Origin of the sequence: Acidovorax sp. GW101-3H11 (assembly GCF_001633105.1) — a bacterium.
GTDB lineage: Bacteria > Pseudomonadota > Gammaproteobacteria > Burkholderiales > Burkholderiaceae_C > Acidovorax.
Map to the genome: position 1 here is coordinate 669,902 of NZ_LUKZ01000009.1, position 20,004 is coordinate 689,905.

At 65.0% G+C, this 20,004-nt stretch carries 19 protein-coding genes; 9 read left to right on the forward strand and 10 right to left on the reverse strand.

From position 1 onward, the window contains the following. Positions 1–3 precede the first annotated feature (3 nt). Positions 4–1,809, reverse strand: coding sequence for a potassium-transporting ATPase subunit KdpA (kdpA, locus tag A1D30_RS09050; protein ID WP_063460407.1), 1,806 nt, complete (start codon positions 1,807–1,809; stop codon positions 4–6). 1 nt (position 1,810) lies between these two features. Further along, the gene (locus A1D30_RS09055) at positions 1,811–1,909 is read right to left on the reverse strand and encodes a potassium-transporting ATPase subunit F (RefSeq protein WP_056414695.1); all 99 of its coding nucleotides are present in this window, start codon (positions 1,907–1,909) and stop codon (positions 1,811–1,813) included. Positions 1,910–2,271: 362 nt separating this feature from the next. Here A1D30_RS09055 and A1D30_RS09060 point away from each other — a divergent pair, with 362 nt between their 5' ends. Next, positions 2,272–3,003 carry a TorF family putative porin gene (locus A1D30_RS09060; RefSeq protein ID WP_063460408.1) on the forward strand — a complete coding sequence of 244 codons (732 nt, stop codon included), beginning with the start codon at positions 2,272–2,274 and terminating at the stop codon, positions 3,001–3,003. A gap of 30 nt (positions 3,004–3,033) precedes the next feature. On the opposite strand, the gene A1D30_RS09065 is transcribed toward A1D30_RS09060, so the two are convergent. Continuing rightward, complete coding sequence (locus A1D30_RS09065; protein ID WP_063460409.1) at positions 3,034–3,987, reverse strand: YafY family protein; 954 nt, start codon at positions 3,985–3,987, stop codon at positions 3,034–3,036. A 94-nt stretch (positions 3,988–4,081) separates the two neighbouring features. Here A1D30_RS09065 and A1D30_RS09070 point away from each other — a divergent pair, with 94 nt between their 5' ends. Beyond that, entirely contained in the window at positions 4,082–4,690 is a 609-nt protein-coding gene (locus tag A1D30_RS09070) for a glutathione S-transferase family protein (protein ID WP_063460891.1), read from the forward strand. 69 nt (positions 4,691–4,759) lie between these two features. Here the strand turns inward: A1D30_RS09070 and rng are convergent, their stop codons facing one another. The 7 genes from rng to A1D30_RS09105 form a co-directional block, all read right to left on the reverse strand. Next, positions 4,760–6,250, reverse strand: a complete 1,491-nt coding sequence (gene rng, locus A1D30_RS09075; RefSeq protein WP_063460410.1) for a ribonuclease G — start codon at positions 6,248–6,250, stop codon at positions 4,760–4,762. Positions 6,251–6,275: 25 nt separating this feature from the next. Beyond that, a complete protein-coding gene (locus tag A1D30_RS09080) occupies positions 6,276–6,890 on the reverse strand; it encodes a Maf family protein (protein ID WP_063460411.1) in 615 nt (204 codons plus the stop codon). A gap of 99 nt (positions 6,891–6,989) precedes the next feature. Continuing rightward, positions 6,990–7,457 (reverse strand): 23S rRNA (pseudouridine(1915)-N(3))-methyltransferase RlmH, encoded by a 468-nt coding sequence (rlmH, locus tag A1D30_RS09085; RefSeq protein WP_007858784.1) that lies wholly within the window; start codon positions 7,455–7,457, stop codon positions 6,990–6,992. Between the two features lie 67 nt (positions 7,458–7,524). Next, the gene (rsfS, locus tag A1D30_RS09090) at positions 7,525–8,379 is read right to left on the reverse strand and encodes a ribosome silencing factor (RefSeq protein WP_063460412.1); all 855 of its coding nucleotides are present in this window, start codon (positions 8,377–8,379) and stop codon (positions 7,525–7,527) included. A gap of 202 nt (positions 8,380–8,581) precedes the next feature. Then, complete coding sequence (gene hemF / locus A1D30_RS09095) at positions 8,582–9,553, reverse strand: oxygen-dependent coproporphyrinogen oxidase (RefSeq protein WP_063460413.1); 972 nt, start codon at positions 9,551–9,553, stop codon at positions 8,582–8,584. After that, positions 9,553–10,833, reverse strand: a complete 1,281-nt coding sequence (gene purD / locus A1D30_RS09100; RefSeq protein ID WP_063460414.1) for a phosphoribosylamine--glycine ligase — start codon at positions 10,831–10,833, stop codon at positions 9,553–9,555. Before purD ends, hemF begins: the two co-directional genes overlap by 1 nt. Before the next feature lie 114 nt (positions 10,834–10,947). Continuing rightward, positions 10,948–11,667 carry a YebC/PmpR family DNA-binding transcriptional regulator gene (locus tag A1D30_RS09105; RefSeq protein ID WP_015014275.1) on the reverse strand — a complete coding sequence of 240 codons (720 nt, stop codon included), beginning with the start codon at positions 11,665–11,667 and terminating at the stop codon, positions 10,948–10,950. Between the two features lie 241 nt (positions 11,668–11,908). On the opposite strand from A1D30_RS09105, the gene A1D30_RS09110 reads away from it, so the two are divergent. The 7 genes from A1D30_RS09110 (at position 11,909) to A1D30_RS09140 (ending at position 19,747) form a co-directional block, all read left to right on the forward strand. Continuing rightward, a complete protein-coding gene (locus A1D30_RS09110) occupies positions 11,909–13,456 on the forward strand; it encodes a helicase HerA-like domain-containing protein (RefSeq protein ID WP_063460415.1) in 1,548 nt (515 codons plus the stop codon). 177 nt (positions 13,457–13,633) lie between these two features. Further along, positions 13,634–14,452, forward strand: a complete 819-nt coding sequence (locus tag A1D30_RS25195) for a hypothetical protein (protein WP_063460416.1) — start codon at positions 13,634–13,636, stop codon at positions 14,450–14,452. A gap of 130 nt (positions 14,453–14,582) precedes the next feature. After that, positions 14,583–15,428, forward strand: coding sequence for an enoyl-CoA hydratase-related protein (locus A1D30_RS09120; protein WP_063460417.1), 846 nt, complete (start codon positions 14,583–14,585; stop codon positions 15,426–15,428). Positions 15,429–15,606: 178 nt separating this feature from the next. Continuing rightward, on the forward strand, positions 15,607–16,611 hold the full coding sequence (locus tag A1D30_RS09125; protein ID WP_063460418.1) for a threo-3-hydroxy-L-aspartate ammonia-lyase: 1,005 nt from the start codon (positions 15,607–15,609) through the stop codon (positions 16,609–16,611). Between the two features lie 77 nt (positions 16,612–16,688). Beyond that, positions 16,689–17,318, forward strand: coding sequence for a uracil phosphoribosyltransferase (gene upp / locus A1D30_RS09130; RefSeq protein ID WP_063460419.1), 630 nt, complete (start codon positions 16,689–16,691; stop codon positions 17,316–17,318). A 223-nt stretch (positions 17,319–17,541) separates the two neighbouring features. Beyond that, positions 17,542–18,552, forward strand: coding sequence for a BMP family protein (locus A1D30_RS09135; protein WP_063460420.1), 1,011 nt, complete (start codon positions 17,542–17,544; stop codon positions 18,550–18,552). A 223-nt stretch (positions 18,553–18,775) separates the two neighbouring features. Beyond that, positions 18,776–19,747 (forward strand): 5'-methylthioadenosine/S-adenosylhomocysteine nucleosidase, encoded by a 972-nt coding sequence (locus A1D30_RS09140; RefSeq protein ID WP_063460892.1) that lies wholly within the window; start codon positions 18,776–18,778, stop codon positions 19,745–19,747. Positions 19,748–20,004: the final 257 nt, after the last annotated feature.

The window sequence follows — 20,004 nt, forward strand, 5'->3', positions numbered from 1 at the left end:
ACCTCACTGAACCCGGAGCATCAGGTGCTCCACCATCGGACCCAGGGCCAGGGAGGGCACGTAGTTGAGAAGACCCACCAGAAGCACGGTGCCGATCAGCAGCGTGACAAACAACGGCCCGTGTGTGGGCATGGTGCCCGCCGTGACAGGCAAGCGCTTCTTGGCCGCGAGCGAACCCGCAATGGCCAGCACCGGCACGATCACACCAAAACGGCCCAGCCACATCGCCAGCCCCAGCAGCACGTTGTAGAACGGTGTGTTGGCCGACAGGCCTGCAAAGGCGCTGCCGTTGTTGTTGGCGGCCGAGGTCAGCGCATACAGAATTTCAGAGAACCCGTGCGCGCCCGGGTTAGCGATGCCCGCCCTGCCCGCGTCCGTGGCCACGGCAATCGCCGTGCCCACCAGCACCAGAATGGGCGTGACCAGGATGGCCGCCGAGGTGAGCTTCATCTCCCGCACCTCGATCTTCTTGCCCAGGTACTCTGGCGTGCGGCCAATCATGAGGCCCGCCATGAAGACGGCGAGGATGGCAAACACCAGCATGCCGTAGAGGCCCGTGCCAACCCCACCAAACACCACTTCGCCCAGTTGCATCAGCACCAGCGGCACCATGCCGCCCAGGGGCGTGAAGGAATCGTGCATGGCGTTCACCGCGCCACATGAGGCTGCAGTGGTCACGGCGGCGAAAAGGGCCGACGCGTTGATGCCGAACCGCACCTCCTTGCCCTCCATGTTGCCGCCCGCCTGCAAGGCGCTGGCGGTTTGCTCCACGCCCAGCCCCACCCATTGCGGATTGCCGGCTTTCTCGGCGGAAACCACCGCAATCACGGCCACCACAAACATCACGGTCATGGCTGCCAGGATCGCAAAGCCCTGGCGCTGGTCGCCTACGACCCGGCCAAATGCGAAACACAGCGCGGCGGGAATCAGAAAAATCGCCAGCATCTGCACGAAGTTCGTCAGGGCCGTCGGGTTCTCATAAGGATGGGCGGAGTTGGCGTTGAAAAAGCCACCGCCGTTGGTGCCCAGCATCTTGATGGCCTCCTGCGATGCCACCGGGCCCATGGCCAGGGTCTGGGTGTTGCTTGTCTTGGCTTCCATCACCGGCGCGCCATCGCTGCCCACCACCGGCTGGCCCGATGCGTCGAGCTTGGGCACGTCATAGGCCGTTGGCTCCAACGTGGCCACATCCTTGTAGGCGTCAAAGTTCTGAATCCCCCCCTGCCCGACCAGCACCATGGAAATCACAAACGCGATGGGCACCAGCACCCATGCCGTGATGCGCGTGACATCGGCCCAGAAGTTGCCGACAAAGCCCTGGCCATCGGTGCTGCGCGCCGCAAAGCCGCGCGCGAGCGCAAACGCCACAGCGATGCCGGTGGCCGCCGAGAAGAAATTCTGCACCGACAGGCCCAGCATCTGCGTGAGGTAGCTCATCGTGGACTCGCCCCCATAGCCCTGCCAGTTGGTGTTGGAGACAAAGCTGATGGCGGTGTTGAACGAAGAATCGCCCGACACTGCGGCCATGCCCTGCGGATTGAGTGGCAGCAGGTGCTGCAAACGCTGCAGGCCATACACCGCAAAAGCGCCGATGGCATTGAACGCCAGCAGCGCCAGCGCATAGCTGCGCCAGTGCATCATCTGATCCGGCGCGACCCCGGCCAGCTTGTACAACGGCTTTTCGGCGGCATGCATCCACCTTGGCAGGCGGCCTTCACACACTGCGGCCAGCCATTTGCCCAGCGGCCACGCCAGCACGCCCAGCACCATCAAAAAGAGCCCCATCAGGCTCCAGGCAGAGGTGTCCATGTCAGAACTCCTCCGCGCAGATCAGCGCAAACACCAGGTAGGCCAGCAGCACCAAGGCCACGATGGCGCCAAAGCCGTAAAGCATTTCCATGCCGATCATGAACGCTCCCCCTTGGCCGGGCCGAACTTGCCCAGCAAAACCACGGCCTCGGCCATGACCACCCACAACGCCGCCAGTGCGGCCATCCAAATCACGTCCATCGACAACTCCTGCATCAGAACAGGTGTTTGATTCTGAGAAGGTGGCCGTAAAAAGTGTGCACAGACTGTGGTGAGGGCCGTAAAAACGGCGTAAAAACGCGGGCCCGTCGAGGGCGGCGTCGGGGGATGCAGCTCACAAGCCACCGCGCCCGGCGGCTGCAGACTTGCGCAACATTGACGCAAAGGGGCGCAATTTTTGCGAACTTTATACGCGGGCTTTTTTACGCTTGCGCTCTTGTTCTTTTTTCAAACATTGCTGCCATGAACGGTTCTTCATCCAAAGTATTCGCCGCCGCCCTGCTGGCCGCGTTGCCCCTGCTGGCCAGTGCCCAGCTCACCGGCAACGTCAGCCTGACCACCAACTACAAGTTCCGTGGCCAGGACCAGGACGCCACCAAGGCCAAGGCCGTCAAGCCTGCGCTGCAAGGCGGTTTTGACTACGCCTTCGGCGAGTCCGGCTGGTACGTGGGCAACTGGAACTCCAGCGTGGACTGGCTGACCAACAACTCGCTCGAATCCGATCTGTACGGCGGCTACAAGTTCAAGGCCGCTGGCGCTGACTTCGATGTGGGCGCACTGACCTACATCTACCCCGGCAACAGCAACGGCAACACCACCGAGCTGTATGGCGCGGCCACCATGGGCCCCTTCACCGCCAAGTATTCGCACACCATCTCCAAGGACTACTTCGGCTTCGCCGGTGCCAAGTCCGGCTCGGGCCTGAAGGGCCGCAACACGGGTTACCTGAACTTCGGCTTTGCGCAAGAAGTGGCGCCCAGCGTCACGGTGAAGGCCTCGGTGGGCTTTACCCGCTTTGCCAGCGACATCAAGGACCTGGGCGTGCCCAACTACATGGATTACAGCGTGGGTGGCGCGTATGACTTCGGCGGTGGCGTGTCGCTGGGTGCAGCCGTGGTCGGCGCCAACAAGAAGGCCTTCTTCGGCCACGTGAACAAGTCGCGCGTGATCGTCACGCTGACCAAAACCCTGTAGCCCCCTGCGCCAAGGGTTAGCAGCAGGCTTTCACAGCGCGCACCGCAGCGCCCGCTCCCCCGCCACGCGCAGCCGCGCTTTCAGTGCGGCGGGAGCCAGCACCTCGAATTCCACATCGAGGGCCATCAGCCAGTACACCAGCGAATCGTTGGCTGCGCATTCCAGCTGGCAACGCTGGCCCTGGTCCAGAGTGGTTACAACCCCGGCAGACGGCGGGATGCGGCGCGACATGACGGCGTAGGGCGCGTGCAGCACCACGCGCGCCTGTTCGGCCTGGTGCGGCGCAGAGATGGAGCGTGACACGTAGCCTTTCAGATCCCCCCCATCGGGCGAGGCCCGGGGCGCGAAATGTGCGCCCACCTGCGGGTCGCCCACGATGCGGTCGATGCGGAAGGTGCGCCAGTCGTTGCGCACCCTGTCCCACGCCACCAGGTACCAGCGCTGGCCGGTGTGCACCACGCCCTGCGGCTCGACCGAGCGCTGTGCGCTGCGGCCCTGGCTGTCCTGGTACTGGAACTCGGTGCGCAACTGGTCACGGCAAGCCAATGCGAGTGTGGCCAGCACCGAGGCCTCTACCACCGGCCCCGTGCGTGTGAGCGGCAGGATGGCCGAGCGCAGCGCGTCCACCCGTTTGCGCAGGCGCGCGGGCATGGCCTGCTCCAGCTTGACGAGCGCGCGCAGTGCGGGCTCTTCGATGCCCCCCACCGCCCCTGCCGTGGCGGTGCGCAGCGCAATCGATACCGCCAGGGCTTCCTCGTCATCCAGCAGCAGCGGCGGCAGGGCCTGCCCTGCGCGAAACGCATAGCCGCCCGCCACACCACTGCTGGCCTGCACCGGGTAGCCCAGCTGGCGCAGCCGGTCGATGTCGCGCCGCAGCGTGCGAGGGTGCACTTCCAGGCGCTCAGCCAGGTCCGGGCCCATCCAGTGGGCACGCGTTTGCAGCAGCGAAAGCAGGCGCAACAGGCGGGTCGATGAACTGAGCATGTGGGCACTTTACTTTTTATTGAGGACCGAAATTGTCCGCAATGGTTTTTACAGTGGCAACACCTTTTCTTTCACCACAACCAAGGAGTTCTCCATGTCCATCGTCCTCTACTGGCACCCCATGTCCAGCGCCACCCCCATCGCCTGCGCCCTCACAGAACTGGGCGTGCCGCATGAGCGCGTGAAGATCGATATCCGCACCGGCGAACAGCGCCGCCCCGAGTACCTCGCCCTGAACCCCAATGGCAAAGTGCCCACGATGACCGTGGACGGCGCCCCGATGTTCGAGGCCCTGGCCATCCACCTGTGGCTGGGCCACCGCTTTGGCGTGGAGCGTGGGCTGTGGCCTGCTGCGGGCACGCCCGAGGCGCTGCAAGCGCTGTCGTGGTGCGCCTGGGCATATGTGACCTATGGCGCAGTGCTGGTGCGCCTGCAGGTGGCCACGCAGGGGGACGAAACCCTGCGCAGCCCGGTGCACGCCGACGCCGCGATGCGCGGGTTGAACGAGCTGCTGGCGGTGCTGGATGCCCGGATGGCGCAGCAGCCCTGGATGCTGGGCGCCCACTATTCGCTGGTGGACCTGGTGGTGGGCTCGGTGCTGGGCTACAGCGTGTACCTGGGCGCTCCGGTGAAGGCGCACCGCCATGTCCAGGCCTGGCTGGAACGCGTGCAGGCGCGCCCGGCGATGCAGATCGAGGCCTGACGGTCGATCAAGGGCTGGCTGCAGATCGAAGGCTGGCGCGGGCAGCTGCCGCCAAGCCCGCCGGTCAAACTACAGCAGCACGATGTCGTACTGTTCCTGCCCCATCGCGCTCTCGGCCTGCAGCGAGATGGGCTTCTTGATGAAGTCGGAGAGCCCGGCCAGATGCTGGCTTTCCTCGTCCAGAAACAGCTCCACCACCCGGGCCGAGGCCACCACGCGGAACTCGCGCGGGTTGAACTGGCGGGCTTCGCGCAGGATCTCGCGCAGGATGTCGTAGCACACGCTGCGCGCGGTTTTCACGCTGCCCTTGCCCTGGCAGACCTCGCAGGGTTCGCACAGCATGTGGGCCAGCGATTCGCGGGTGCGCTTGCGTGTCATCTCCACCAGGCCGAGTTGCGAAAAACCGCTGGAGGACATGGTTTTGACCCGGTCGCGCGCAAGCTGCTTCTTGAACTCCGACAGCACAGCCTGCTGGTGGTCCTCGCGCACCATGTCGATGAAGTCCACGATGATGATGCCGCCCAGGTTGCGCAAGCGCAGCTGGCGCGCAATGGCCTGCGCGGCCTCCAGGTTGGTCTTGAAGATGGTGTCGTCGAAGTTGCGCGCACCCACGTAGCCACCGGTGTTCACGTCGATGGTGGTGAGGGCCTCGGTCTGGTCCACGATGAGGTAGCCGCCCGATTTCAATTCCACCCGGCGCCCCAGCGCCTTGGCGACTTCCTCGTCGATGGAGTACAGGTCAAAAATCGGCCGCTCGCCTTTGTAGTGCTGCAGCTTGCCAGCGGCGGCGGGCATGAACTCCTGCCCAAACGCGCGCAGGCGCTGGAACTGCTCCATCGAATCAAGACGGATGGTCTGTGTGTGGTCGCCCACCAGATCACGCAGCACACGCTGCAGCAAATCAAGGTCCTGGTGCAGCAGCGACATCGCGGGCAGCTTGAGCGATGCCTCCTTGATGCGCGCCCAGGTCTTGCGCAGGTAGGCGATGTCTTCGGCCAGTTCTTCGTCGGTGGAGTCTTCGCCGTTGGTGCGCAGGATGAAGCCGCCGCCACCGCCCGTGGACTTGTCACCCACCAGCGCCTGCAGGCGCGCGCGCAGGGCATCGCGCTCGGCGGGCGGGATCTTCTGCGACACGCCCACATGGTCATCCTGCGGCAAGAACACCAGCAGACGGCCTGCAATGCTGATCTGCGTGGACAGGCGCGCACCCTTGGTGCCAATGGGGTCCTTGATGACCTGCACCATGAGCGCCTGGCCTTCGAACACCTGCTTTTCGATGGGCACCTGGGGTTCGGTCTTGCGGGCGAATGCGGGCGGCTCGCCATCGGGCTGGCGCTGCCACACGTCGGCCACATGCAAGAAGGCCGCGCGCTCCAGGCCAATGTCGATGAAGGCCGACTGCATGCCCGGCAGCACGCGCGAGACCTTGCCCAGGTAGACGTTGCCCACCAGGCCGCGCTCCAGCGTGCGCTCGATGTGCAGCTCCTGCACGGCGCCGTGCTCCACCACGGCCACGCGCGTCTCCTGCGGCGACCAGTTGATCAGGATGTCTTGTTGCATGGCTCTGGTACCTTGTTGTTCTTGCTTATAGGGAGAAGCCCGCTGCACGGAGCAGCTGTGCGGTCTCGTACATCGGCAGGCCCATGATGCCCGAATAGCTGCCCGCCAGGTGCTCCACGTAGGCTGCCGCGCGGCCCTGGATGCCATAGGCCCCGGCCTTGCCCAGCGGCTCGCCCGTGGCCACATAGGCGTCGATCTGCGCGGGTGTCATGGCGACGAAGGTCACGCGCGACACCGACAGCGCCGCCAGCCGCTTGCCGCCCACCTGCAGCGCCACGGCGGTGAGCACGCGGTGCTCGTGCCCCGCCAGCTCGGCCAGCATGCGCGCGGCATGCGCTGCATCGTCGGGCTTGCCATAGATGGTGCGGCCCAGGGCCACGGTGGTGTCGGAGCAGAGGATGGGCGCATCCGGCAGGCCCCGGCGGGTGCGCCGGGCCACGGCGGCATCGAGCTTGAGGCCGGTGACGCGCTCCACATAGGCCGTGGGCGCTTCGGCGGGCAGCACCACTTCGATGGCTTCGGTGTCCTCGGGCTCGTCGCCGTCCACATTGGGCAACAGCAACTCATGGCGCACACCCAACTGTTCAAGCAACTGGCGCCGGCGTGGGCTTTGGGAGGCGAGGTAGATGAAGTCAGGCATGAACAGATTTTGAATAAAAATCGGCCTCAGCGCCTGACCATCAAGCGCTAGCAGCTATCAAAACAATAGTAAATAGAGCCAACAGCACGGGCACCCGCTTTACTCCCGGTGGTAGGGGTGCCCGGCGTTCACCGACCAGGCCCGGTACAGCTGCTCGATGAGCAGCACGCGCACCATGGCATGGGGCAGGGTCAGGTCGGACAGGCGAATGCGTTCGTGCGCGGCCTGGCGAAACGCCGGGTCCAGCCCGTCGGGGCCGCCGATGACCAGCGCCACATCGTCGCCCCCCAGCTGCCAGCCCTTGAGGCGTTCGGCCAGGGCCTTGGTGGTGAGGTTGGTGCCGCGCTCGTCCAGCGCCACCACGCGCGTGCCGCGCGGGATGGCGGCTTCGATGCGCTCACGCTCAGCCGCATAGAGCGTTTCCAGCGTCTTGGAGCCACGTGGCTCGGTCTTGACGGCCTTGAGTTCGACCTTGAGTTCGGGGGGAAAACGTTTGGCGTAGTCGTCGTAAGCCGTTTGTGCCCAGTCGGGCACCCGCTGCCCGACCGCCACGATAAGCAGCTTCATGGATCAACCTGGATGCGTGGGGGATGGTTGCCGCAGCGCACCCAGCCGGGCGCACTGCGGCCGCAGATCAACCCTTGCGGGCCGGGGCCTTCTTGGCGGCGGGCTTGCTGCTGGCAGCCGCCTTGGGTGCCGCTGCAGAAGCAGGCTTGGCTGCGGCGCGTGCGGGGGTCTTGGCGGCAGGTGACGACTTCTTGGCCGCAGGCTTCTTGGCGCCGCCGGGCTTGACCACCACCGTCTTGACAGGCGTCTTGGGGGCTGCGGGCTTCTTGGCAACCACCGTGCCGCTGGTCTTGGCGACCGTCTTGGCGGGTGCCGCCTTGGCCGTTGTTTTTGCTGCTGGCTTGGGTGCGGCTTTGACTGGCGTTTTGGCGGCTGTCTTCGCAGCGGTCTTGGCGACGGCCTTGACCGTGGCCTTGCCCGAACGGGCGGCTACCGTGGGGGCCGCTGCCTTCTTGGCCGTTGCCTTGGCACCCGACTTGGCGGCCTTCTGGGCCGACTTCTTCTCGGCCAGTTCGGTGGCGGCGCTGGACTGGGGCTTGGCCGCGCCCAGCTTCAAGCGCACGGGGGTGTCGCCCCACAGCTCTTCCAGGCGGTAGTACTGGCGGATGGCGGGCTGCATGATGTGCGCCACGGCAGCGCCGCAGTCCACGATGATCCACTCGCCGTTGTCTTCGCCTTCGATGCGGGGCTTGGAAAAACCGGCTTCCTTGACCGCATCGCGCACGCTGGCGGCCAGGGCCTTGGTCTGGCGGTTGGAGGTGCCCGATGCCACGATCACCCGTTCAAACAGCGGCGAGAGATGCTCGGTGTTGAAAACCTGGATGTCTTGCGCCTTGACGTCTTCCAGGCCATCGACGATGGCGCGCTGGAGTTTGGTGACGTCTTTTTTGGCGGCGGTTTCCGATTTGGTGGAGGTGGTCATCAGGCGGTGATTAGAGAGGGAATAGATCAATATAGCGCGCAACACGGCGTGCAACCAATAGGGCTGCGCCTTGGGTGTTGCGTGTTGTTGCGCCGGTGTTGCACCCTGGCGCAGCGTTGGTTTGGGGTGTTTCAGGGCTCCTGCGCCTGTGTAAAAAGCGTGGCCAGCTATTGAAATTATAGCTTTTGCGCTTTTTACCCCGTCAGCACGCTGCCGCAGCAGCGCTGGCCAGCCAGTCCCGGCGCACCAGAAAACGCTGCGCCAGCTCGGCTTCGACAGAATCTGCAGCCTCGGTACGCTGGTACGACCAGGACACCAGCGGCGGCATGGACAGCAGGATGGACTCGGTGCGCCCGCCCGACTGCAGGCCGAAGTGCGTGCCCCGGTCCCACACCAGGTTGAACTCGACATAGCGGCCCCGGCGATAAAGCTGGAAGTCGCGCTCGCGCTCGCCAAAGGGCGTGTTCTGGCGCTTTTCCACAATGGGCAGGTAGGCGTCCAGAAAGGCATCGCCCACCGACTGCGTCATCGCCAGGCTTTGCTCAAAGCCCAGCTCCGAGAAATCGTCATAGAACACGCCGCCCACGCCGCGCTGTTCATTGCGGTGCTTGAGGAAGAAATATTCGTCGCACCATTGCTTGAAGCGCGGGTACTTGTCGTCACCAAAGGCGCTGAGCGCATCGCGGCAGGTGCGGTGAAAGTGCACAGCATCCTCTTCAAACCCGTAGTACGGCGTGAGGTCCATGCCACCGCCAAACCAGCAGGTCGGCGCCTGGCCGGGGTGCCCGGCGGCAATCATGCGCACGTTCATGTGCACCGTGGGCGCATACGGGTTGCGCGGGTGGAACACCAGCGACACGCCCATGGCCTCGAACGGCGCACCCGCCAGCTCGGGCCGGTGCTGGGTGGCCGAAGGCGGCAGCTGCGGGCCACGCACATGGCTGAAGCCGCAGCCCGCGCGCTCAAACACCCGGCCACCTTCCATGATCTTGGTGATGCCGTCGCCCTGCAGCGGCTCGCCGGGCGGCTTGCTCCAGGTATCGGCCAAAAAGCGCGCTCCGCCCTCACCCTCCACGGCTTCGAGTGCATCCGTGATGCGCGCCTGCAGGCCCACCAGGTAGCCACGCACACGGGCCACCGTGTCGGCGGGGTTCAAAGTCTGGGCGTCTGCCATCAGCTCTTCAGGGCGCGGAAGCCGATGTCGCGGCGGTACTGCGCACCATCGAACTGGATGCCACGCGCCACGTCATACGCACGCTGCTGCGCCTGCTTGACGCTGTCCGCCAGCACGGTCACGCACAGCACCCGGCCCCCCGTCACGCTGACCACGCCGTCTTTGAGCTGCGTGCCCGCGTGGAACACCACGGCATCGTCCGCATCGGCAGGCAGGCCGGTGATGGGGTCGCCCTTGCGCGGGTTCTCGGGGTAGCCATGGGCAGCCATGACCACGCCCAGCGCGGTGCGGCGGTCCCATTGCAGTTCCATCTGGTCGAGCTTGCCGTCTGCGGCAGCGGCCATCACGTCGCTGAAGTCGCTTTTCAGGCGCATCAGGATGGGCTGCGTCTCGGGGTCGCCCATGCGGCAGTTGAATTCGAGCGTCTTGGGATGGCCCTTGGCGTCGATCATCAGACCGGCGTACAGGAAGCCGGTGTAGGGAATGCCGTCCTTTTCCATGCCCCGGATGGTGGGCAGGATGATTTCGCGCATCGCGCGGGCATGCACATCGGCCGTGACCACGGGGGCGGGCGAATACGCGCCCATGCCGCCGGTGTTGGGGCCTTCGTCGCCGTCTTTCAGGCGCTTGTGGTCCTGGCTGGTGGCCAGGGCCAGCACGTTCTTGCCGTCGCACAGCACGATGAAGGAGGCTTCTTCACCTTCGAGGAACTCCTCGATCACCACACGTGCTCCGCCCTCGTTGTGCGTCACGCCGTATTTGTTGTCCACCAGCATGAAGTCCACGGCGTCGTGGGCCTCTTGCAGCGTCATGGCCACCACCACACCCTTGCCGGCAGCCAGGCCATCGGCCTTGATGACGATGGGTGCACCCAGGCGGTCCACAAAGGCATGGGCTGCGGCGGGGTCGGTAAAGGTGTCGTAGTCGGCCGTGGGGATGCCGTGGCGGCGCATGAAGGCCTTGCTGAACGCCTTGGAGCTTTCGAGCTGGGCCGCCGCCTTGGTCGGGCCAAAGATGCGCATGTTGTGGGCGCGAAACTCATCGACCACACCAGCCGCCAGCGGTGCCTCGGGGCCCACCACCGTCAGTGCAATCTTCTCGGCCTGGGCCCAGGTGCGCAGTTCGCGCACATCGGAGATCGCCACGTTTTCGAGCTTGGGGTTCAAGGCCGTGCCACCGTTGCCGGGTGCCACAAACACCTTAGTCACCTTGGGGGACTCGCTCAGTTTCCACGCCATCGCGTGTTCACGGCCGCCGCCACCAATCACAAGTACTTTCATAGGAACCTTTGGTGAACCCGGCCCACAGCGCTGCACTGCTGGGTGGGGTTCGGGGAAATATCAGTCGGAAAACAAGTCAGGGCAAGAAAAAAGCGGCGATCTGCAGGCGCAAAGTCACAACGCCGCGTTGTGGTAGACCTCTTGCGTATCATCCAGGTCTTCCAGCACATCCAGCAGTTTTTGCATCTTGGCGGCGTCTTCGCCGGTCAGCTCGATGGTGTTTTCGGGCCGCATGGTCACACCCGCCACCTCGGCCGTCAGGCCTGCGGCCTCCAGCGCGTTTTTCACGGCTTCAAAGTCGGCCGGGGCCGTGAGCACCTCTACTGCACCGTCTTCGTCGGTCACCACGTCTTCGGCGCCTGCCTCCAGCGCCACTTCCATCACCTTGTCTTCGCTGGTGCCGGGGGCAAAAATGAGCTGGCCACAGTGCTTGAACTGGAACACCACCGATCCTTCGGTGCCCATGTTGCCACCGTGTTTGCTGAACGCATGGCGCACTTCGGCCACGGTGCGCACGCGGTTGTCGGTCATGGTGTCGATCATGATGGCCGCACCACCAATGCCATAGCCTTCGTAGCGGATTTCTTCGTAGGTCAGGCCTTCTGCGTTGCCCGTGGCCTTGTCGATGTTGTATTTGATGCGGTCGGCGGGCATGTTGGCCGCCTTGGCCTTGTCCACCGCCAGGCGCAGGCGGGGGTTGGCAGACAGGTCGCCGCCACCGGCACGGGCGGCCACAGTGATTTCACGAATGATGCGGGTCCAGATCTTGCCGCGTTTTTCATCCTGCCGCCCTTTGCGGTGCTGGATATTCGCCCATTTACTGTGTCCTGCCACGAGAAGTCCTTTTGTATTGATTTAATCTAGCTGGCAGATTTTACTTTTTGCTGAACCCTGGGAACCTCTGCACGCGTCGCGCGGAAAGTGTGCGCTGCGGATCGGGATGGGCTGCAAGGCACAAAGCGCAGCAATAGCCACAGCTATTGCGAGCATTTGTAACGCAGCAGATCGCCCGAGACCGCAGATGCACACGGCGCGCGATGCGTGCAGAGGTTCCCCCACCCCGAGGAAACCCGAAATGGCCGAACCCCTGCTGATTGCCAAGCACGACACGATTGAATGCCACCTGCTTCCCGGCCTGGCCAACCGCCACGGGCTTATCACCGGCGCCACCGGCACGGGCAAGACCGTCACTCTGCAGACCCTGGCCGAGAACTTCTCGCGCATTGGCGTGCCGGTGTTCATGGCCGACGTGAAGGGCGACCTCACTGGCGCCAGCCAGCCGGGCAAGATCGGCGACAAGCTGGCGGCGGTGCTCAAGGAGCGGGGCCTGGATCTGCCTACCCCGCTGGCCTGCCCCACCACGCTGTGGGACGTGTTTGGCCAGCAGGGCCACCCGGTGCGCGCCACCATCTCCGACATGGGCCCGCTGCTGCTGGGCCGCATGCTCAACCTGAACGAGACGCAGCTGGGCGTGCTCAACCTCGTGTTCAAGATCGCCGATGACAACGGACTGCTGCTGCTGGACCTGAAAGACCTGCGCGCCATGCTCACCTTCGTGGGTGACAACGCCAAGGAGTTCACCACCGAATACGGCAACGTGAGCGCCGCCAGTGTGGGCGCCATCCAGCGCGGGCTGCTGCAGATCGAACAGCAGGGCGGCAGCGAGTTCTTTGGCGAGCCCATGCTCAACATCCAGGATTTCATGCAGACCGTGGACGGCCACGGCGTGGTGAACATCCTGGCGGCCGACAAGCTCATGAACGCGCCGCGCCTGTACGCCACGTTCCTGCTCTGGATGCTGTCGGAGCTGTTCGAGCAACTGCCCGAGATCGGCGACCCCGAACAACCCAAACTGGTGTTCTTCTTCGACGAAGCCCACCTCTTGTTCAACGAGGCGCCCAAGGTGCTCGTCGAGCGCATCGAGCTGGTGGTGCGCCTGGTGCGCTCCAAAGGCGTGGGCGTGTATTTCGTCACCCAAAACCCGCTGGACATCCCCGACAGCGTGCTGGCCCAGCTGGGCAACCGCGTGCAGCACGCGCTGCGCGCCTTCACTCCGCGTGACCAGAAGGCCGTGAAGGCCACGGCCACCACCATGCGGCAAAAGCCGGGCCTCGATATCGAAACCGCCATCACCGAGCTGGCCGTGGGCGAGGCACTGGTGAGCTTTCTCGACGCCAAGGGCCGCCCCAGCGTGACGGAGCGCGTGTTCGTGCTGCCCCCGGGCAGCCAGCTGGGCCCCATCACACCGCAGCAGCGCCAGGCGCTGATGGCCAGCTCGCTGGTGGCCGGTGTGTACGAAACCACGGTGGACCGCGAATCCGCCTACGAAAAGCTCAAGGGCCGCGCCGAAAACGCCCCGCCCGCACCGGCGGGCACGCCTGCCAGCCGCACAGCGGGCGGCGCCAGCCCCGTGGGCACGGCGCCGGGCGGAGCCCAGCCGCAGGAGAGCAGCTTCCTCAACGACCTGCTGTTTGGCACCACCGGCCCGCGCGGCGGGCGCAAGGACGGGCTGGTGCAGACCATGGCCAAGTCGGCCGTGCGCACCGTGGGCACCAACGTGGGCAAGGAGATCCTGCGCGGTGTGCTGGGCGGCATCTTCGGCGGCGGCAGCAAGCGCCGCTGAACGGAGAAGGGGTAGCGCGGCGGCCCGGCCAGGCAGCCACCGCCCCGCTACCGCCCAGAGCCCTCCGCAGGTGTGGTGGCCTTGTGACAGGCTGGCGACAATGCCACGCGCTTGTCACGATTCGGTCACATTGCGGCCGTGCAATGGCCGAAACACACAACAACAAGGAGGGACACGATGCAACGAGTCGAACACGCCCTGGTGCGCTGGGGCAACAAGGTGGTCCAGGCGGCCATCGTCCTGTGGGTGCTGGCTTTCATCGGGGTGTTTGCCGGGGTGTGGAAGCTCCAGTGGAACTGGCTGCTGTATGTGTTTGTCACGGTGCTGCTCACCGTAGTGCTGATCCGCTGGACCACCGCCGTGCGCGAGCGCTACATCCGCGAAGCCCCCCTGCCCCGCTTTCTGCAGCGCAAGCTGCGCGAGACCTACCCCCATCTGAGCCCCCGCGACTGCGAGCTGGTGGAGCGTGGCCTGCGCCAGTTCTTCATGGCCTGCCTGCGCAGCAACAAGGACTTTGTGGCCATGCCATCGAGGGCCGTGGATGCGCTGTGGCATGAGTTCATCCTGCACACGCAGGCCTACAAACAGTGGTGCCACAACGCCCTGGGCTTCTTTTTGCACCACACCCCGGCCGAGGCCTTGGGCAAAAAGGCCCGTCACAACGACGGCCTGCGCCGCTGCTGGTACTGGGTGTGCAAGGAGGAATCCATCGACCCCAAGGCCCCCAGCCGCCTGCCCCTGCTGTTTGCGCTGGATGCCAAGTTCGCCATTGCCGGGGGCTTTACCTACGTGCCCGACTGTTCTGACATTGCCCGCAAGAGCGACGCGGGTGGCAGCGGCGGCGACAGCTACTGCGGCACCAGCTTTTCGGACGGCAGCTACAGCGGCAGTTCGGGCGACTTTGGCGGCGCCGAAAGCTCGGACGGTGGTGGCGGGGATGGAGGGGACGGCGGGGGCGATGGCGGTGGTGGCTGCGGCGGCGGGGGCGGCGACTGACTCGCCTGCCCACGAATGCTCTTATTTTTATAGCTATTAACCCAATACAGACAGGCGGAAACGGCCAAAATCATGCAAAGTCACCCAGGCGACGACCCGCCTGCGGCCAGCGGGTCTACAGTGACGGCCCATGAACACCACCCTCACCTGCTTCTCCCTCAGCATCACTAACCATGTGGCCCATTTGGTGCTGAACCGCCCCGAGGCCATGAACACCATGCACCCGACCTTCTGGCGCGAGCTGGATGAGGTGCTGGCCCAGCTGAACAAAAGCGGCGAGGCGCGGGCGCTGGTGGTCAGCAGCACCGGCAAACACTTCAGCGCGGGCATGGCGCTCGAAACGTTCGGCGGCGCCATCACCATGGACGACCAGAGCCCCGAGGGCCGCGCCGCCATCTTTGACCTGCTGACCGACATGCAGGCCACCTTCACCCGCATCGAAAGCCTGCGCATCCCCGTGATCATGGCCATCCAGGGCGGCTGCATCGGCGGCGCGGTGGACATGGTGACGACGGCCTGCGTGCGCTATGCCACGGCCGACGCATTCTTCTGCATCCAGGAGATCAACATCGGCATGGTGGCCGACGTGGGCACGCTGCAGCGCTTGCCCAAGCTCATCCCGCTGGGTGTGGTGAAAGAACTGGCCTACACCGGCCGCCGCCTGAGCGCACAAAGGGCCCAGGGCTACGGCCTGGTCAACGAAGTCTTCGACACCCCAGAGGCCATGGTGGCCGCCGCGCTGCAATGCGCGCAAGAGATTGCCAGCAAGCCGCCCGTCGCCATCTGGGGCACCAAGCAGGCCGTGAACTACGCGCGCGACCACAGCGTGGAAGACAGCCTGCGCCAGATGGGCTGGCTGCAAGGCGCCATCTGGAGCAACCGGCATGTGATGGAGTCCGTCACGGCGATGAAGCAAAAGCGGGCGGGTGAGTTCCCGGCGCTCACACCGCTGATCCGGTTCAGCGAACAGGGTTGAGGGACGGGGCCAGGGGCCAGGCCAGGCGCTGAGGCAAAACACCTCATTCACTACAAAATTCATAGCTGCTAGCGCTTACCCATCGCGCGTTGGCAGCTATTTTTATGCCTATTCCGGGTCCGAAGGGCTATCATGTGGCAACCCGGGGCGGCACACGCCCCGCAGCAAGGACGCCACCATGACCGTGCCCAGCATGCCCCCCTCTGTGAGCCTGCCCACCCATGACGACGTGGCCGCCGCCGCCCGGCGGTTGGCGGGCGTGGCACACCACACACCGGTGATGCGCTGCAACACCATCGACGAGCGGCTGGGCGCCAAGCTGTTCTTCAAGTGCGAGAACCTGCAGCGCACCGGCGCCTTCAAGTTCCGGGGCGCCTACAACGCGCTGGCCCAGTTCAGCGACGCGCAGCGCGAACACGGCGTGCTGACCTTCTCGGCCGGCAACCATGCGCAGGCCATTGCCCTGTCGGCCCGGCTGCTCGACATGCCCGCCCTGGTGGTGATGCCCGAAGACGCCGCTGCCTCCAAGATGGCCGCCACGCGCGAGTACGGCGCCCAGGTGGTCACCTACAACCGCTACACCGAAGACCGCGAGGCCATCAGCCGCCAGCTGGCGCACGAGCGCGGCATGACGCTGATCCCGCCGTTCGACCACCCCCATGTGATTGCAGGCCAGGGCACGGCCGCCCTGGAGCTGCTGCAGGAGGTGCCCGACCTCGACTACCTGTTTGTCTGCCTGGGCGGCGGTGGCCTGCTGTCGGGCAGCCTGCTGGCCGCGCAGGCGCTGGCGCCCCGGTGCAAGGTGATCGGCGTCGAGCCCGAGACCGCCAACGACGCCCAGCAGTCGCTGCGCGCGGGCCACATCGTGCGCATCCCCAACCCCCACACCATTGCCGACGGCGCGCAGGCCCCAAGCCTGGGCGAACTCACCTACCCCATCATCCGCGAGCATGTCGAAGACATCGTCACCGTGAGCGACCAGCAGCTCATCCAAGCCCTGCGCTTTTTTGCAGAGCGCATGAAGGTCGTCGTTGAACCCACGGGCGCCCTGGCCTTTGCGGGCGTGCAGGCGTTTTCGGGCGAGGACGACGGCGCCAAGCTGCTGCAAGGCGAGCATGTGGGCGTGATCGTGAGCGGGGGCAACGTCGATTTGCCGCGCCTCGCCCGGTTTCTGGCAGACTAGCCCCCACTTTTTTACAGCCTGGCCCCAGCGGACTGCGCACCAGCACAGCCCTCCGGCCCTCCTCTTTCAGGTTCTCCATGAGCAACGTCACCGTCATCACCCACCCCCTCGTCCAGCACAAGCTCACGCTGATGCGCAAGAAGGACGCGAGCACCAACAGCTTCCGCCGCCTGCTGGGCGAACTCTCCACGCTGATGGCCTACGAAGTCACGCGCGACATGCCGCTGCAGGACGTGCAGATCGAAACCCCGCTGGAGACCATGACCGGCAAGGTCATCGACGGCAAGAAGCTGGTGCTGGTCTCCATCCTGCGTGCGGGCAACGGTTTTCTGGACGGCATGCTCAACGTGGTGCCCGGCGCGCGCGTGGGCCACATCGGCCTGTACCGCGACCCGGCCACGCTGCAGCCGGTGGAGTACTACTTCAAGATGCCGTCCGAGATGGACGAGCGCGACATCATCGTGGTGGACCCGATGCTGGCCACCGGCAACTCGGCCGCCGCCTGTGTGGACCGCCTGAAAAAACTTAACCCCCGCTCCATCAAGTTCGTCTGCCTGCTGGCCGCCCCCGAAGGTGTGGCCACCTTGCAGAAGGCCCACCCCGACGTGCCGATCTTCACCGCTGCCATCGACCGCGAGCTGAACGACCACGGCTACATCCTGCCGGGCCTGGGCGATGCGGGTGACCGGATTTTTGGCACCAAATAAGCGCACGGTCGCCTTGGCGTGCACCAGCCACCGCAGGGCCATGGAGCCCGGCGGTGGCTTTTTTCATGATGGCCCGTCCGCGTCCGCAAATTTTTACCACCTGGTGGCTTTCCTCTGGCAGACTTGCCAGCGGTTTGCCGCAGTCCGGGGGGCCTACTGGCGCGCTCCTTGCTTGACAAAGGCACTTCCAACCCTTTGTTCGTTTGTCTGAAGGAACCCCACCATGACCACTCGCCGCCTTTTCACCGGACGCTTGCTCTGCACCTCCCTGGCCCTCTCGGCCGCCATGGCGATGGCGCCCTCGCTGGCCACAGCGCAGTCCAAGCTCAAGGTCGCGGCGATCTACACGGTGCCCTTCGAGCAGCAATGGGTGAGCCGCATCCACAAGGCCCTGAAAGCCGCCGAAGCACGCGGCGAGATCGAATACAAGGCCAGCGAAAACGTGAGCAACGCCGACTACGAACGCGTGATGCGCGAGTACGCCACCGGCGGCAACCAGCTCATCGTGGGCGAGGCCTTTGCGGTGGAAGCCGCCGCCCGCAAGGTGGCCAAGGACTTCCCCAAGACCTCCTTCCTGCTCGGCTCATCCGGCAAGCCCCAGGCGCCCAACTTCAGCGTGTTCGACAACTACATCCAGGAGCCCGCGTACCTCAGCGGCATGATCGCAGGCGGCATGACCAAGACCAACAAGATCGGCATGGTGGGCGGCTTCCCCATCCCCGAGGTGAACCGCCTGATGCACGCCTTCATGGCGGGCGCCAAAGAAACCAACCCCAAGGTCGAGTTCACCATCACCTTCATCAACAGCTGGTTTGACCCACCCAAGGCCAAGGAAGCCACCTTCGCCATGATCGACAAGGGCGCCGACGTGCTCTATGCCGAGCGCTTTGGCGTGAGCGATGCCGCCAAGGAAAAAGGCAAGCTCGCTATCGGCAACGTGATCAACACCCAGGACAAGTACCCCGACACGGTGGTGGCCTCGGCCATCTGGCACATGGAGCCCAGCATCGAGCGCGCGCTCAAGCTGGTCAAGGAAGGCAAGTTCACCGCCGAAGACTACGGCCCGTATTCGATGATGAAGCACAAGGGCTCTGAACTCGCGCCCCTGGGCACGTTCGAGAAGAAGGTGCCCGCAGACATCGTCGCCAAGGTCAAGGCCAAAGAGGCCGACATCCTGGTGGGCAAGTTCACCGTGAAGGTGGACGACAGCCAGCCTAAATCGACGGCCAAGTAAGCGGAGTGGATGACAAAACTCTTCTGGCGTTGTTGCTGCGTCTTGTCGTACTTGCAGTACTGCCTGCGACACAGCGCCTCGCCAGAACCGCTGCGCTGAGCTTTGTCAGCCACTCCAAATCACCCATGCGAGACAAAGCGGGTAAATACCTGGGCCACCACTCATCGCGGTGGCCCTTTTCGTTGTCGTTATCCGTCCGTCTCTGTCCCTGCCTGGTATGCCCATGACCACCTCCTCATCCACCCTGTTGCGCTACTCCATCACCTCTCATTCCACCCGGCTGCTGGGAGCACTGGCATTGGCTGGTGCGCTGGCCGGTTGTGCATCGAGCCCCACCAGCAAGACGGCGGTCCGGCTGGACGACACACCCCGCATCGCCGTCATCTCCGCCTTTGCCCCTGAGCTGACGGTGCTGCTGCCCCAGGTGCAGCAACCCGCCAAGCACAGCGTCAACGGTGTCGAATTCACCACCGGCACGCTCGAAGGCAAGCCCGTGGTGGTGTTCCTGTCGGGCATCAGCATGACCAACGCGGCCATGAACACGCAGCTGGTGCTGGACCGCTTCAACGTGAGCCATGTGGTCTTCAGCGGCATTGCAGGCGGCGTGAACCCCAGCCTGCACATCGGCGACGTGACGGTGCCCGCACAGTGGGGCCAGTACATGGAATGGCTAATGGCGCGCGAGGACAAGCCCGGCCAGTACAGCGCCCCCGCGTGGATGAAAAACGAGCTGACGATGCCCGCCTTCGGCATGATGCACCCGCGCCCGGTCGAGGTTCGGTCTGCCGCTAAGCCCCAGCTCAGCAAAAAATTCTGGTTCGAAGCCGACCCCAAGATGCTGGCCACCGCCCGCAGCCTGCAGAACGTGGGCCTGGAGCATTGCCTGGCCGCCACCTGCCTCAAACAGCGCCCGCAACTGGTGGTGGGCGGCAACGGCGTATCGGGCCAGGCGTTTGTGGACAACAAGGCCTTCCGTGAATACGCATTCAAGACTTTCGAAGCCAACGTACTCGACATGGAAACCGCCGCCACCGCCATGGTCGCGCACAGCAACGGCGTGCCCTACATCGCGTTCCGGTCGCTGAGCGACCTGGCCGGGGGTGGCGAGGGCGAGAACGAAATGGGCACCTTCATGGGCCTGGCGGCAGCCAATTCGGCCAAAGTGTTGCGAGCGTTTCTGGCAGCCTGGAAGTGAGCGCCATGAGCCCACAACAGCCTTCGCGATGTGCCAGTAGCTCCGCCCCCCTCGCAGGGGAGGGGTTGGAGAGAAAGGGAGCGTGGAAACCAGCGCCGTGCTTGGTACCAGCGCAGAGCCCCCTCTCCCCCACCCTCTCCCACAAGGGGAGAGGGAGTCTTGGGCCACTGCAGGCAGCGCGGAGTTCGCCGCGACACCAGAGCCCCTCCCCCCTCGCGGGGGAGGGGTTGGGGAGAGGGGGAGCGTGGAAACCGGCG

Bases quoted from the DNA above. Each gene is read 5' to 3' on its own strand.
- kdpA (WP_063460407.1), bottom strand. From the start codon at position 1,809: ATGGACACCTCTGCCTGGAGCCTGATGGGGCTCTTTTTGATGGTGCTG.
- A1D30_RS09055 (WP_056414695.1), bottom strand. From the start codon at position 1,909: ATGATCGGCATGGAAATGCTTTACGGCTTTGGCGCCATCGTGGCCTTG.
- A1D30_RS09060 (WP_063460408.1), top strand. From the start codon at position 2,272: ATGAACGGTTCTTCATCCAAAGTATTCGCCGCCGCCCTGCTGGCCGCG.
- A1D30_RS09065 (WP_063460409.1), bottom strand. From the start codon at position 3,987: ATGCTCAGTTCATCGACCCGCCTGTTGCGCCTGCTTTCGCTGCTGCAA.
- A1D30_RS09070 (WP_063460891.1), top strand. From the start codon at position 4,082: ATGTCCATCGTCCTCTACTGGCACCCCATGTCCAGCGCCACCCCCATC.
- rng (WP_063460410.1), bottom strand. From the start codon at position 6,250: ATGCAACAAGACATCCTGATCAACTGGTCGCCGCAGGAGACGCGCGTG.
- A1D30_RS09080 (WP_063460411.1), bottom strand. From the start codon at position 6,890: ATGCCTGACTTCATCTACCTCGCCTCCCAAAGCCCACGCCGGCGCCAG.
- rlmH (WP_007858784.1), bottom strand. From the start codon at position 7,457: ATGAAGCTGCTTATCGTGGCGGTCGGGCAGCGGGTGCCCGACTGGGCA.
- rsfS (WP_063460412.1), bottom strand. From the start codon at position 8,379: ATGACCACCTCCACCAAATCGGAAACCGCCGCCAAAAAAGACGTCACC.
- hemF (WP_063460413.1), bottom strand. From the start codon at position 9,553: ATGGCAGACGCCCAGACTTTGAACCCCGCCGACACGGTGGCCCGTGTG.
- purD (WP_063460414.1), bottom strand. From the start codon at position 10,833: ATGAAAGTACTTGTGATTGGTGGCGGCGGCCGTGAACACGCGATGGCG.
- A1D30_RS09110 (WP_063460415.1), top strand. From the start codon at position 11,909: ATGGCCGAACCCCTGCTGATTGCCAAGCACGACACGATTGAATGCCAC.
- A1D30_RS25195 (WP_063460416.1), top strand. From the start codon at position 13,634: ATGCAACGAGTCGAACACGCCCTGGTGCGCTGGGGCAACAAGGTGGTC.
- A1D30_RS09120 (WP_063460417.1), top strand. From the start codon at position 14,583: ATGAACACCACCCTCACCTGCTTCTCCCTCAGCATCACTAACCATGTG.
- A1D30_RS09125 (WP_063460418.1), top strand. From the start codon at position 15,607: ATGACCGTGCCCAGCATGCCCCCCTCTGTGAGCCTGCCCACCCATGAC.
- upp (WP_063460419.1), top strand. From the start codon at position 16,689: ATGAGCAACGTCACCGTCATCACCCACCCCCTCGTCCAGCACAAGCTC.
- A1D30_RS09135 (WP_063460420.1), top strand. From the start codon at position 17,542: ATGACCACTCGCCGCCTTTTCACCGGACGCTTGCTCTGCACCTCCCTG.
- A1D30_RS09140 (WP_063460892.1), top strand. From the start codon at position 18,776: ATGACCACCTCCTCATCCACCCTGTTGCGCTACTCCATCACCTCTCAT.